This window comes from Pseudomonas sp. Ma2-10 (assembly GCF_054330215.1).
Window position 1 is genome coordinate 23,857 of sequence record NZ_JBTEYL010000020.1, and the last position, 13,581, is coordinate 37,437.

Genomic DNA, 13,581 nt, shown 5'->3' on the forward strand with positions numbered 1-13,581 from the left:
CCGTTAACACATGTAAAAGCTGCTTACTTCAGAACAGCAAGGGCTGCTTCGTAGTTCGGTTCTTCAGCGATTTCCTTGACCAGTTCGCTGTGCAGAACATTGTCGTTTTCGTCCAGAACCACGACAGCACGGGCTGTCAGGCCTTTGAGCGGGCCGTCAGCGATGGCCACGCCGTAGTTCTCGATGAACTCGGCACCGCGCAGGGTCGACAGGTTCTGTACGTTTTCCAGGCCTTCGGCGCCGCAGAAGCGAGCTTGAGCGAACGGCAGGTCAGCGGAGATGCACAGCACGACCGTGTTGGCGATATCACTGGCCTGGGCGTTGAATTTGCGAACCGAAGTCGCGCAGGTCGGGGTGTCGACGCTTGGGAAGATGTTCAGCACTTTGCGCTTGCCGGCGAAGCTCGCCAGCGTCACGTCGGACAGATTGCCGGCAACCAGGGAAAAGGCTGGCGCCTTGGAACCGGCTTGTGGCAGTTGGCCGTTGACTTGAACCGGGGAGCCTTTAAGAGTGACTTGAGCCATGATCGGAGTCCTTCTGAACGTTGTTGTAGAGAATTTTGAAGAGGCCGAAGTTAACCACGAAATGGCCCGACGACCTATGCCCAGATACAAATTGTGATGTCTTGTCGCACACATTGGATACAACCTGCCTCCACAACCGTATAGCGAGCTTGCTGCTGAGAAACGAATCAGGATTCCGGGGCCGAGTTCACACCAGAACTGCGGGAGCAGGAAAAGCGGCGGCTGTCCCCGGTCATCGACCGCTACCTGATCGACCTGATCAATGCCACCCCACGACCACGCCGAACTCCTGGACCCGCCGCATGGGCCTGAAACTGACGACCCTTGGTCCGCGCCTGCACGACCTGTTGCGCGACTGTTACAGCCATCAACCCGTCGAAGATCAGGCGCTGCCCCCCCACACGCAATCCTTGGCTACGCTGCATAGTCAGGCCTAACGCGACACAGCATCAGCTGCACCGGCACTGCGTCCACTCAATCCCGTTCACGAGAAGGAGGTCCCATGACGAACCCGATATCGTTGCGTCACCGTTACGGACTGACGTTGCTGTTAACCCTTGCACTGAGCTTGCCGGCGCTGGCCCAGCCCGGCGAGCCCCTGCCCTCGTGGAACGACGGCCCGGCGAAAAAGAACATCATCGAGTTTGTCCAGGCAGTGACTGATCAAAGCAGCCAGGACTTCGTCAAACCCGCCGATCGTATCGCCGTGTTCGACAACGACGGCACGCTGTGGAGCGAGCAGCCGATGTACTTCGAATTGCTGTTTGCCCTGGAAGAGGTCAAGCGCACCGCACCGCAGCACCCGGAATGGAAAACCACCCAACCCTTCAAGGCCGTGCTTGAAAACGATCACAAGGCCCTGGGCGAGGCAGGCATGGATGGCATCCTGAAAATCTTCGGTGCCACCCACACCGGCATGACCACCGAAGCCTTCGACGACTACGCCAAAACCTGGCTGACCCAGGCGCGCCATCCGAAAACCGGCAAGCCGTACACCGAAATGATCTTCCAGCCGATGCTGGAAATGCTCGATTACCTGCGCAGCCAGAATTTCAAAACCTACATCGTCTCCGGCGGCGACACCGCGTTCATGCGCGCCTTCGCCGAGAAGGTCTACGGCATCCCGCCGGAACAAGTGATCGGCACCACGTTTGTCACCGCCTACCAGTTCAAGGACGGCCAAGCGTCGATCCTGCGCACCACCCAACTGGCCCACAACGATGACGGCCCGGGCAAACCGGAAAGCATCGACGCGATCATCGGCCGGCGGCCGATCCTCGCGTTCGGCAACTCCGACGGCGACCTGCAAATGTTGCAGTGGACTGCCGCCGGGCCGGGCAAACGCTTCATGGGTCTGGTGCATCACACCGACGCCAAACGCGAATGGGCCTACGACCGTCAATCCCGGATCGGTCGTCTGGACAAGGCCCTGGATGAAGCAAAAACCCGCGGTTGGACTATCGTGGATATGGCCGCCGAATGGCGCCGGATCTATCCCTTCGAGGCCGCCCTACCCGAGCACGCGCAATAAAAAAGCGTACACGCAGAACAGCAAGATACGTTTGTCGCGCTTAGACCAAGGCGAACAAACCGTTCTTCGTCTGGATGAACACCACCCGCATGCACGGGTTCACTCACATTCGCCATTCGATGAACGAACAGAGTGACGCTGGCCTTAAAATCGCCGACAACACCATAAACGGCCCGAACCAGTTCTCCTGGTCGGATACCGACGCGAAAGGAACGCTGCTCAAAGGCAGGGCGCCGACTTCTGGCGGCAACCACTTCAATGTCACCCGGACGATGGAAGTCGCCATGCCGAAACATACAAATAAAGCGGTAAAGCCAAGCCCTGATTCGCCACCGACCTTGATTAACCGCTACCTGTTTCCCGTCACCCTCGGCGTCTTGCTATTGGCCGTCGCGGGCATCGGCTGGTTTCTGTTCAACAGCAAACCGGCCCCCGTGACCTATGCACCTGTCAGCACTCCGGCCGCTCAGCCGGCCAAACCGCAACCCGTCGCCATGGCGCCGGCAACAATGGTCGATGAGCAACCATGCCAAGGCTGCCACAGCGAGCAGGTCAAGGACTGGCAAGGCTCTCATCACCAATTGGCGATGCAGGAGGCCAATGCCGAGACGATGCTGGGCGACTTCAATAACGTCACCTTCAAGGCGGAAAACGAAACCACCCGTTTCTCGCGCAAGGGCGACGGGTTCTGGGTCAACGCCCCTGGTGTAGACGGAAATAATGCCGACTTCAAGGTCGCCTACACCTTCGGTATCGCGCCGTTGCAGCAATACCTGATCGAGGTCGGCGAAGGTCGGTTGCAAGCCCTCGGTGTGGCCTGGGATACCGAGAAGCACCGCTGGTTTCACCTCTATCCGGGCGAGGGTGTGAACTTCAAAGACCCGCTGCACTGGAGCAAGCCGAGCCAGAACGCCAACTTCATGTGCGTCGAGTGCCACACCACCGGTTACAAACGCAATTTCGATGCGGCGAAAAACACCTTCGAGCGTCAGTGGAACAGCCTCGGTGTCGGCTGTCAGGCTTGCCACGGCCCAGCCTCCAACCACCTGGAATGGACAGCAAAAAAAGGTGACCTGATCCATGCCGGTTTTGCCGTCGACTTGAAGGACGAGAGCGCCACCATCGAACTCGAAACCTGTGCTCGCTGCCACTCGCGTCGCGCACCACTGAGTGACGGATTCACCGTCGGCAAGCGCCTGATGGATGACTACCTGCCGAGCCCCTTGACCCGCGAGTTGTACGCGTTGGACGGCAAAATCAAAGACGAAGTGTTCGAATACGGCTCCTTCGCCCAGAGCAAAATGTTCGACAAGGGCGTGCGCTGCAGCAACTGCCACAACCCGCACAGCACCGAGCTCAAGGTGCCGGACAACGGGGTCTGCCTGCAATGCCACAACATCGCCGGCAACACTTCAATCGCGAGTGTTGACGGCACAGGCCTGCAAGCGAAGAACTACGATTCCATCGAACACACCCGCCACACCATGGGCCAACCGGGTTCACGGTGCGTGGATTGCCACATGCCCGGCAAGTTCTACATGGGTAATGACTTCAGACATGACCACAGTTTCAGCATCCCCAACCCTGAGCGGGCGAAAAAACTCGGCACGCCGGACGCTTGCCTGACCTGTCACCAAGGCAAGGCTGGCGACAAGGTCGCCGAGCAATTCCAGCGATGGAACACCCCCCTCGCGCAGGTACCGCGTTACGACGAAAGCCTGTGGCTGATTCGCAACGGTCAGCCGGGCGCGGCACAAGCCTTGTACGAGCAGCTTCAGCGCAGCAACTTGCCAGCGATTCAGCGCGCCACCCTGCTCGCCGAGTTACCGCTGTACCCAAGCGAACAGGCATTGAAACTGGCCACCACGGACTTGAGCCACCCGGCACCGCAAGTGCGCGAAAGCGCCGTTCGGGCGATCAGCGCGCTTCTGCCGCCACCGGCGCGCGCGTCGTTGCTGACGCCGTTGCTGTCTGATCCGGTGAAGGCTGTGCGGATTGTCGCGGCCCGGGATCTGCTGAGCGTGGCCCGTAATGGGTTAGGCAGCGCCCAGGTCCACTGGAATGCAGCCATCGCCGAATACGAGGAGGTCCAGAAGAGCCTGGCCGAGCGCGCTGAAGCCAACCTAAACCTGGCCATGCTCTATCAAGCCAGCGGTCGTAGCGGTGAAGTCGAAGCGCTGCTGCGCACCGCCCTCAAGCGCGATCCGGATTTCTACCCGGCGCTGGTGACGCTGGTGCAATGGCTGGAGGCGAACGGGCGCGGTCAGGAAGCTCAGACACTGCTGGAGCAGGGCCTGAAAACACATCCGGATGCCGCCCTGTTGCAACACACTCAAGGCCTGTCGCGGGTGCGCGCGGGCAACTCCGCCCTGGCCATGCCAGCCCTGCGCAAAGCCGTGCAACTGGAACCTCAGAACGCCCAGTACGGTTATGTGTTGGCGGTGGCGTTGCATGACAGCGGCAAGGTCGATGAGGCCTGCCAAGCGCTGGAGCGGCTGCTGAAAGTGCAACCGGCCAATCGCAATGCGCGGTTGTCGTTAATCCAGTACTACCTGGAAAACGGGCAGGCATCGAAGGCACAAGTGCTACTGCAAGGCTGGAAGAAAATAAACAGGGGGGATCCGGCGTTGAAATGATTGGGGTCTTTGGCTCAGACGACAACAATCTCGGTTCTGAATTACCAGGACGACCCACGCTTCGCCGCCAACTCCCGCCGACTATTTGCCCGCATCGCCTTGATCAACGACACCGTGCCCACCAGTAAAATCGCCGCGCCAAACAGGAAGTCAATGTTGTACAGCTGAAAGTCCTGCAACGGCCCGACCAGCAATATCCGGACTGCACCGATACTCACCAGCGTGGCGAGAAAATCGATGCCCGGCTCGTCGCGATAAAACACATGCATCAGCGGCAGGCACATCACCAGCAGCAACAACAAGACGATCACCTTGAACGAGCCTTTGCGCTCGACGCTGAACGCGCATTCCTGGGTGGCGTAGGGTTTGTAGTCTTCCCCGCGAACCAACGAATGTTTCTCGTTGATGTATTCGGCGCGGTTGTACTTCTGAATGGGTGTAAAGGTGTTCGACATCTCCATCACCGTGGTGATGTGGCGGAAGCGCAGGTCGATGCGCTCATTGCCCTTGAGGTAATACAGCACCGGTTTGTAGCCATAACGGTAGGTGTCGAAGGGAAACTCGGTGGCGCGTCCCTGTACGCCGATCGGTCGCGGTTCGAGCTCCGCGTACGCGCTTTTGTTCTCTGAGGCGAGGTTACGGCTCAGGGACTTGATCCTGACCTGTTCGAGGAAAATCGGCGTGGCGCCGTAGGACCATTGCAGCGGTTCCAGGCGCAGGGTCAACTGATCCTTGCCCAGCGACAGCGCATCGGCGGCGGGCGGCGTGCCGCAGGCACGGTGCTGTACATCGCCTCAATGTGGCGCGGCGGGAGGAACTGGCGACGGGCAGGACCGTCAAGGCGTCTGAAGCCACGCCGATCAATGTGGGAGCGAGCTTGCTCCCACAGGGGTCCGTGCCCGTCTTAGAGGATTCAGCTGCGCTCGCGGGGAATCAGGCTCTGCAACTGCTGCGCCAAAAAGTTCGCATCAAAGGCAAAGGTATCCGGGTCTTTTAAGCCATTGGTCTTGCGCCATTGCCAACTACTGGACGGTGGCAGGCACACCAGCGAAATGCTGCCGTAGCGCGCGGCCGTCAGACCCATCACGGCCAGTGAAATCTGACCACCGGCACCCATCACATCCGGCACTACTTCCACCGGTTTACCGGCGATCATAATGGACAGCTTTTCGGTTTTGAAGCCCGACGTTTCGACCGGAACGCTCGGCCCCGAGGCCACATAGACCTCGCGGCTCACCTCCAGCAAATTCGGCACCTGCACCGGTTCCAGCCATTGCTGGATCTGATCAAACAGTTCGCCAATGCGCGTCGCCCACACGGCCGATTGCGACTCGAACAGTTGCTTCTTGTGCGCTTCGCTTTCTGCGTAATGGCGAAGCATCTCACCCAGTTGCTGTACGTCGTCCATTGCGGTGTTCCTTTGTTGAAACGGTGCTGCGGTTTTTGAGCATGGCAGATTGAGCACTGGACTGTTCAATTAAAACTAAAACCAAAACGAAGACGGATGAACGCACGGCACGAAAAATTACGACAAACGGTACCGAATACACAACTTATAAGGCTTTACCTGTCAGATGTGCCAGTAGCCAACTCGCTTGAGCCGGTGTTTGATAGACCCACCACCTACATAAAGGAATGGTGAGCATCTCAAGGAGACAGGTGATGGGCAATCAAACCAACAGCAATGCTCTGGTCCTTTTCCCGGTGATCATCCCAGGGTGGAAAACACCGGTCATTCATGATTCCAATCCACACGGGGGCATTCCCCTTTCCCTTTTCAACGAACATCTTGAGGGTCTCTTATGCATTATGGACCCTTGGCTCAATGCGGCGCCCAACGACCGCGTCGATCTATTCGTCGTCGGCAGAGCAGCGCCCATCACGGGCAAAAATATTGAGGCGGGCAAGGAAAACGATCGTATTCAACTGTACATCCCTCGAGGCATCCTTCACGACGGTGTCAACGAGATCTTCTACAAAGTTCGCAGGATTGGTCAAACAACACCCGAAGAGTCCCTGAAGTTAAACGTTCTTTACCACACCTTTGCCCCAGGAGAACCCGGCCATTCGGCGAGCAAGGTTCAGATCTCCGCCGATGTGCAGACCCACGGCGTGGATAAAGCCCAGGCAGAGCACGGTGTGGTGGTCGGGTTCGACTATCCCAACAGACGCGCCCATGACGACATACGACTGACCGTGGGCACCGCCTATGTTGATCATAACGTTTCTCCCGGCGAAGCCCTTCCAGGCCGTCCGGTTGTAACCGAGACGCTCTACACCGCTACGTTTGAAAAAACCGGCGACAACCCGCGCACCCGCTTCTGGTTCATGGTCACTGATCAACTAGGCAATACATCAGGCATGTCCGCGAGTATCGAAGTAGACGTACACCTGAAAGAAGAACAACTCGATCTGAAGCCACCCAACGTGCTGGAAGCCAAGGAGCAGAACGGTACTGTATTAAACTTCGAAAAAGACTTTTACGACGCCACGTCCGCCACCGTCGAAGTTGCTTTTACCGGCTCCGTCCGCGGACAAACCGTCAAAGTCTATTGGCTCGGGCGAAACTCGACGTATGGCAGCGAGGTACAAACTGTCTCCTTTGCAGGGCAGCGCTTGAGATTCCTGATTCCCAGGCTGGAAGTTGTCGATTGTATTGGCACCGGTGCGCAGGTCAGTTACACCGTCCGGCTGCCAGGCACGACCAATAATTTATCTTCTGAAGCGTTACGCATCAGGGTCACCCACCAAAAGCATCACCTTCCAGAGCCCACGCTTTCCTCAGACAAACTTAACATCAGGGCGTATTACCCCACATTGGATGGCGATTACAAAGTGCGCCTTGCCGTGTTTGGTAAAGTCACTCGTTACAGTGAAGAGTTCAACATTATCCAGCCGTCTTACACCAATATAGCGGTCCCTCGATCATGGCTGACTGAAAACAGCGGCCTCCCGGTCATGTTCAACTGCACGCTTAAAAAGACCGGCGCGAATGAACCGACTATTTTCTCATGGGGTTTGAGGATTACGTTGTAGTCCTCACTTATGCAGATCCATCTTAGTTAAGTCGCGCAAAAAAATTAAACGCGCTATTGAAGCCGCGCCACTTCGGCGACAGCTTCCACCAAGGGATTGTCATGCTTAAAATAATCGGATCTTTTTTATTTGCTTTAATAGCGGGCTGCAGCCATTTCGATCGACAGTCAGAAAATGAAATAGGGGCCATCAACAACGCCAGCACGCTAAATGGGACCACTGTCGCAACACAACTTAATACGTTTTACCGCAGAAAATTTGCCAACTGCAACAAATCCGATTCACAACCTGCGTTCCTGTGTTCGGGCATCACACTCAGGGTGACAGTAAAAGACCCGAACAACCGATATAAAGTATGGGACCCCAGCCCCACGTCGATAAAAAGTGGTGGTGTTTCATTCTCCTATCTAAGAGCAGATACCCACTTTGGACGACTGGCCTGGGGCTACGGTAATGGTTTTATCCTGTACCCCATCTTTGAAGCACCCGCCGACAAGATCGACCTGGATTATTTGTGCTCGTACCCGATGGATGCGTGGACCTGGACCCGAAACGAAACGGCAGTCTGCGTCGCCCATCCTTCTTATCCCGTTCAAAGCCAGATTTGCCATAACGCCAGCGTGACCACTGCTGAACAATGGAAAGCCGTATGGGATTTACCCGGTGGTACTCCAAACCAGCGCTCATGTGGTTTCGACGTCAAGGATAATCGCAACGCATTGGCGGGCCCCGCGTTCTATCAGTCTGTCAGAGCGAAATCCCTGCTGGGTGCCAAGGGATTCAGCGAGCATAACGAAATACTGATCAAAACCTGGACAGCAGGTCGCCCAAACACATTACCGATCATGGCGTTCTTCTTTGTTGCTGGTGGGACAAACGCGGGTCTTGCCGACGCTCAGTACAATCAAAGAGATTTCTATAACTCAACCAACCCGAAAATCGTGGTACCGATCATTCGGCTCACCCCCCCCGAAAGTGCGACCGGCACCGCCTCCTTTGCATACGTGGCCGCAGATCAAGTGGTGACCCAATAAGTATTAACCACTGGTACGCAGCACCAAAGAAACCGACACTCCCCTGCCCGCCTGTCACGTCAAGCAGGCCACTTCATCGGGAGATTGCAATGCGCACCATTGGCCTTATCGGCGGCATGAGCTGGGAGTCCAGCGCCGAGTATTACCGTCTCATCAATCAGCAGGTACGCGACCAGCTCGGGCCGCTGCGTTCGGCGAAATTGCTAATGTACAGCGTCGACTTTGGCCCTGTCGAACAGGCCCAGCACGCCGGGCGCTGGGACGATGCTGCGGCGATTCTGATGGAGGCTGCGCGCAGGCTGGAAGTCGGCGGTGCCGATTGCGTGGTGCTGTGCACCAACACCATGCACAAAGTGGCCGGGCAGATTCAGGCCGCGATCAGTATTCCGTTTCTGCACATCGCCGACCCGGCGGGTCAAGCTGCCGTCGAGGCCGGCGCGCTGAAGATTGGATTGCTCGGCACAGCGTTCACCATGGAACAGGATTTCCTCAAGGAGCGTCTGACTTCAATGGGGCTGACCGTATTGGTGCCGGAGGCCGATGAACGTCAGGCCGTCCACCGGATCATCTATGACGAGTTGTGCGTCGGGGTGGTCAGCGAGGCGTCACGCAAGGTCTATCAGCAGGTCATCGAATCACTGACCCGACGTGGCGCCCAGGCGATCATCCTCGGCTGCACGGAAATCGGCCTGCTGATCAAACCCGAGCACAGCGAACTGCCGCTGCTCGACACCACCGAACTGCATGCGCGGGCGGCGGTGGCGTTCGCGTTGAGTGAGTGACTCAACCGGCCTTGGGTGTGCGACGCAGGCGCGCCATGCTCAAGGCATCAACCCATCCGCCATCACGCACGGCGTAGTCTCGAAACAGCCCTTCGGCACCGGGGCACCACACGCTCGTTGTCCGACCCCCGACCCGTGCGCCAGACCTCGCCTGACGTGACACTCGGGCCGGAAAATCGATTCAGCCTCCAGGGGTTTGCCGAAAACTCACCGCCAGTCGATTCCAGCTGTTGATGGTGGTGACCGCGATGGTCAGGTCGACCATCTCGCCTTCGTTGAAGTGCTCCCGGGCCTGCGCGTAGACCTCGTCCGGCACATGGTTTTCAGAGAGCAAGGTGACGGCTTCGGTCCAGGCCAGCGCCGCGCGTTCTCGCCCATTGAAGAAGCCGCTGTCGCGCCAGACCACGATCGAATACAACCGACGGTCAGTCTCGCCCAGGCGCCGGGCATCCACCGAGTGCATGTCGGTGCAAAAGGCGCAGCCATTAAGTTGCGAGGCACGAATCTTGATCAAGTGCAGCAACGCCGGCTCGATGCTGAGGTTACTGGTCAAGGCCTCCATGGCAATCATCGCTTTCATCGCTTTAGGCGATGCGCTGTAGTAATCCAGGCGGGCGTTCATGGAGTGACCTCGTGGATCGAATGTGTGCCCCCCAAGGTAGACGTTGATACGCAGGCGTTACAGATCCAATTCTGCGAAATACCCGTGGACCATTCAGGCACCAGACCAATCGGAGGTTTTTCGCCCACGCAACTTTTGCGCAGGCGCTCATGCGGGTAATCTGGCCCGACGCACACGCGCCTCAATCGCCCCAGGAGCCTCGCCGGTATGGAACTTCACGTTGTCATCAACGGCCGCAAGGACCTGGCAGGCCAGTTGTACAACCAACTGCGCAGTGCCATCGAATCCGGCCGTCTGGCAGCCGGGACGCAGTTGCCGCCCAGTCGTTTACTCGCTGAACAACTGGGTATTTCCCGAAAGACCATTTCCGACACCTACACGCAACTGACCTACGAAAACCTCCTCACCGGGGTCATCGGCAAAGGCACCTACGTCAACGCCCGACCGGCGAAAGTCACCCGTAAACAGAGCCATTCGGAGTTGGCCAGTGCCGAGGTCATCGAGTCCTGGCGCAACCTGCCGGTGTTTCTGCGCCATCCGACGCTGGAAGGCTCGTTGCGCTATGACTTCATCGGCGGCGCCACCAGCAAGGGCCAGTTCCCCCAGGATGACTGGCGGCGCTGCACCGCTCATGCCTTGCGCCAGATTTCTGCGTCCAAGGGTTTCTACAGCCTGCCCGAAGGGCTGCCGGCGTTACGCAACGCGATCGCCCGGCACATCGCGTTTTCTCGCGGGGTCAATTGCCAGGACGAAGACGTGGTGGTGTGCAACGGCGCGCAACAGGCACTGGACCTGATCTCCCGGGTGCTCATGCGTCCTGGCAGCATTGTCGCCATGGAAGACCCCGGCTATCCGCCCGCACGCCTGTTGTTCGGTACCCACGGCGCTACGGTGATCGGCGTCCCGGTGGATGCGCAAGGCATTCAGGTGGACAAGATCCCCCTTGGCACCCGGCTGATCTACGTCACGCCGTCCCACCAGTTCCCGCTCGGCATGCCGATGAGCCAGGCGCGCCGGGTGGCGCTGCTGGAGCGGGCCCATGAGTTGGGCGCGATCATCATCGAGGACGATTACGACAGCGAATTCCGCTACGAAGGCCGGCCCACCGACTCGCTGCAAAGCATGGACGAACGCGGCATCGTCGCCTACGTCGGGACCTTTTCGAAAACCCTGCTGCCGGAGTTGCGCCTGGGTTATGCGATCCTGCCGCCGGCCATACTCGAAGCGGTCATTCGCGCCAAGCAGCTCACCGACTTGCACACCTCCACCCTGCCCCAATGGGCGCTGGCCAAGTTCATCGCCGAAGGCTGTCTGCTCAAGCACATCCGGCGCTGCCATACGATCTATGCCGGACGCCGTGAGCGGATCCTCCAGCGCATGGCCGGCGATCTTTCACCGTGGCTAGAGGCTGTCCCGACCACCGCCGGGTTCCACATGGTGGTTATGTGCAAAGTGTCTATCGATATTCCATTGGTGATCACACTTGCAAAGCAGGTTGAAGTCGGGGTGTATCCCATCGACAGCTTTTTCTATCAACAAGCGCCGCAAGCGGGGTTTTTCCTGGGTTTTGGCGCCATTGAAACCCTGGACATCGACATCGCCCTGGACCGCCTGCGGGACATTTTGCAGCAGGTCGCCTGATAGATTGGTCTGCGTTTTTATCCCGCGATTGGCTATTGGTGGTCCGGGGATGCAGGCCTATCCTGCATAAGCGTTATCCCTCAATGAGCAGGATTCGTCCGGCCTGATTCAGGAGTGTGAGCAATGTCCTACGAAGTGATCAATACCGTTAAGGTGCAGGCCGCCGCCGGCCGCTCGGACGAACTGGGCAAGCAACTGCAAAAAATTGTCGACACCCTGCGCGAACTACCGGGCTGCGATTCCTATATGGTCGACCGCTGCCCCGAGGACGACAACCGCTGGACGGTCAGCGCCCACTGGCAATCGGAAGCGGCCATGCAAATGCATTTCAACTGCCCTGAAGTACAAGGCTTTATCGGCCTGATCGACAGCCGCCTGGCCAACGCCGTCGATTTCAACAGTTTCCCTATCGTTTAAAAATCAGATCGCCGTCTTCGGCCACTCCTACAGGGCAATGGGTACCCCTGCAGGAGTGGCTGGAGGCGGCGATCTTGTTTTTCCAACGCGCATGATTGGTCCCCTCGCCTTCACGATAATTGGCTGTTTGATTGGCCTTGGTCGAGACTTACTGTGGTCCCTGACGACTAACCAAGCAGGTGATACCCATGAAAGCCTTCCGCTGCTGTGCTGCTCCCCTCACTGCCCTGGCGCTGACCTTTTCCGTCGCGGCATTCGCCCACGACCCTTCGGAAAAAGTCACCATTGTGCAGGACGAAATGCTGCAAAACGTGCCAGGCAAAAAAGCGTTGATGATCGAAGTCGACTACAAACCCGGCCAATCGTCCATCGCCCACAAGCACGAGGGCACGGCCATGGCCTACGTCCTTTCGGGCTCGATCATTTCTCAAGTGAAAGGTCAAAAAGCGATCACCTACAAGGCCGGTAAATTCTGGTACGAACCGGCGGGATCGGAACATTTGGTCTCCAAAAATGCCAGTGCAACCAAGCCTGCCAAACTGTTGGTGTTCATGGTGTTGTCCCCGGACGAAAAAGTATTGATCCCCTTGGAAAACTGATAGCTGAACTCGCAGCCATACATAATCAGGCCTGAACTACGAATTCGGGCCTCTTTATTTCCGGGCGTCATTAACTGGAGAGGTTAAAACCAAATAAAACTATGGATCACACAACACGCAAAGGTGCTGGCCATTCCAATCAGTCGAGACAGGTTTAACCTTGAATCACCGCCACCTGTGTCCGGCATATTAACTTTCCGACTCAAGTTGTTTCACGGGAGAAACACCATGAAACTTGCACTTGTCAGCACCTTGACGATAACGGCTCTTTTAACAGGCTGCTCAATACCCACTGCACCGAAGGCTGTTTCTTCGCTCGACGGCATCTTCACCGAGCCGGTGGGTCGCAGCAGCCGGCACTGGTTTTGGCCAGAGCCTGCTGGTGCAGTCGATTCACGATGCCTACGTCGCCACCGCCAAACCGGACGTGGTCGCCGTCGTTGACACACGCAGCCAACTGATGACGTCGCGCAGTTCGGATATCAGCGCGAATGTCAGCGCCGCGTTCTACGATAGCCATTTCAACTACATCGGCACTGCACAAGGTCATGACGTTAAAAAACTGAGTCCGTTATGGGCGGACTATAAACGCAGCGAAGAAATAGTTGCCGATATAAATGAACAACAGAAGGTGCAAGTCAAGGCCCTGCAACAATTTGATCAGCCGCTCAGTAATTTATTGACCCGACCGACAGATAAAGTGTCGATGCTCAATAACACTATGGGCATAAAGTTGCAGTAAAGATCGTTCAGACAAAA

The 13,581-nt window shown here is 57.5% G+C and carries 12 protein-coding genes and 3 pseudogenes; 10 read left to right on the top strand and 5 right to left on the bottom strand.

Annotated features, from left to right (window positions below; translation table 11 throughout):
- Positions 1 to 23: 23 nt before the first annotated feature.
- Positions 24 to 524 (bottom strand): thiol peroxidase, encoded by a 501-nt coding sequence (gene tpx, locus ACXPVS_RS20540; protein WP_458511570.1) that lies wholly within the window; start codon positions 522 to 524, stop codon positions 24 to 26.
- Positions 525 to 826: 302 nt separating this feature from the next.
- On the opposite strand from tpx, the gene ACXPVS_RS20545 reads away from it, so the two are divergent.
- The 3 genes from ACXPVS_RS20545 (at position 827) to ACXPVS_RS20555 (ending at position 4,691) form a co-directional block, all read left to right on the top strand.
- Positions 827 to 961 carry a hypothetical protein gene (locus ACXPVS_RS20545; protein WP_458511571.1) on the top strand — a complete coding sequence of 45 codons (135 nt, stop codon included), beginning with the start codon at positions 827 to 829 and terminating at the stop codon, positions 959 to 961.
- A gap of 65 nt (positions 962 to 1,026) precedes the next feature.
- Positions 1,027 to 2,055, top strand: a complete 1,029-nt coding sequence (locus tag ACXPVS_RS20550; RefSeq protein WP_458511572.1) for an HAD family hydrolase — start codon at positions 1,027 to 1,029, stop codon at positions 2,053 to 2,055.
- A gap of 284 nt (positions 2,056 to 2,339) precedes the next feature.
- Positions 2,340 to 4,691, top strand: a complete 2,352-nt coding sequence (locus ACXPVS_RS20555; protein WP_458511624.1) for a tetratricopeptide repeat protein — start codon at positions 2,340 to 2,342, stop codon at positions 4,689 to 4,691.
- 41 nt (positions 4,692 to 4,732) lie between these two features.
- Here ACXPVS_RS20555 and ACXPVS_RS20560 read toward each other — a convergent pair.
- Both ACXPVS_RS20560 and ACXPVS_RS20565 read right to left on the bottom strand, forming a co-directional pair.
- Positions 4,733 to 5,464 (bottom strand): annotated as a pseudogene (locus ACXPVS_RS20560) (hypothetical protein); the annotation flags it as partial.
- Between the two features lie 140 nt (positions 5,465 to 5,604).
- Positions 5,605 to 6,099 (bottom strand): hypothetical protein, encoded by a 495-nt coding sequence (locus ACXPVS_RS20565; protein ID WP_458511573.1) that lies wholly within the window; start codon positions 6,097 to 6,099, stop codon positions 5,605 to 5,607.
- Positions 6,100 to 6,353: 254 nt separating this feature from the next.
- Between ACXPVS_RS20565 and ACXPVS_RS20570 the strand changes: the two genes are divergently transcribed.
- From ACXPVS_RS20570 to ACXPVS_RS20580, 3 genes are all read left to right on the top strand, one after another.
- On the top strand, positions 6,354 to 7,727 hold the full coding sequence (locus tag ACXPVS_RS20570; protein ID WP_458511574.1) for a hypothetical protein: 1,374 nt from the start codon (positions 6,354 to 6,356) through the stop codon (positions 7,725 to 7,727).
- Positions 7,728 to 7,828: 101 nt separating this feature from the next.
- Complete coding sequence (locus ACXPVS_RS20575; RefSeq protein WP_458511575.1) at positions 7,829 to 8,761, top strand: halovibrin HvnC; 933 nt, start codon at positions 7,829 to 7,831, stop codon at positions 8,759 to 8,761.
- Positions 8,762 to 8,850: 89 nt separating this feature from the next.
- Positions 8,851 to 9,543, top strand: a complete 693-nt coding sequence (locus ACXPVS_RS20580) for an aspartate/glutamate racemase family protein (protein ID WP_458511576.1) — start codon at positions 8,851 to 8,853, stop codon at positions 9,541 to 9,543.
- Between the two features lies 1 nt (position 9,544).
- Here the strand turns inward: ACXPVS_RS20580 and ACXPVS_RS20585 are convergent.
- Both ACXPVS_RS20585 and ACXPVS_RS20590 read right to left on the bottom strand, forming a co-directional pair.
- Positions 9,545 to 9,637: pseudogene (locus ACXPVS_RS20585) on the bottom strand (GNAT family N-acetyltransferase); the annotation flags it as partial.
- A gap of 87 nt (positions 9,638 to 9,724) precedes the next feature.
- Positions 9,725 to 10,165, bottom strand: a complete 441-nt coding sequence (locus ACXPVS_RS20590) for a carboxymuconolactone decarboxylase family protein (protein WP_458511577.1) — start codon at positions 10,163 to 10,165, stop codon at positions 9,725 to 9,727.
- Positions 10,166 to 10,372: 207 nt separating this feature from the next.
- Here ACXPVS_RS20590 and pdxR point away from each other — a divergent pair, with 207 nt between their 5' ends.
- From pdxR to ACXPVS_RS20610, 4 genes and pseudogenes are all read left to right on the top strand, one after another.
- Complete coding sequence (pdxR, locus tag ACXPVS_RS20595; RefSeq protein ID WP_458511578.1) at positions 10,373 to 11,806, top strand: MocR-like pyridoxine biosynthesis transcription factor PdxR; 1,434 nt, start codon at positions 10,373 to 10,375, stop codon at positions 11,804 to 11,806.
- A gap of 123 nt (positions 11,807 to 11,929) precedes the next feature.
- Entirely contained in the window at positions 11,930 to 12,223 is a 294-nt protein-coding gene (locus ACXPVS_RS20600; protein ID WP_458511579.1) for an antibiotic biosynthesis monooxygenase family protein, read from the top strand.
- Between the two features lie 188 nt (positions 12,224 to 12,411).
- The gene (locus tag ACXPVS_RS20605; protein ID WP_458511580.1) at positions 12,412 to 12,822 is read left to right on the top strand and encodes a cupin domain-containing protein; all 411 of its coding nucleotides are present in this window, start codon (positions 12,412 to 12,414) and stop codon (positions 12,820 to 12,822) included.
- Between the two features lie 228 nt (positions 12,823 to 13,050).
- Positions 13,051 to 13,564, top strand: a pseudogene (locus ACXPVS_RS20610) (ATPase).
- The last annotated feature ends 17 nt before the right edge of the window (positions 13,565 to 13,581 follow it).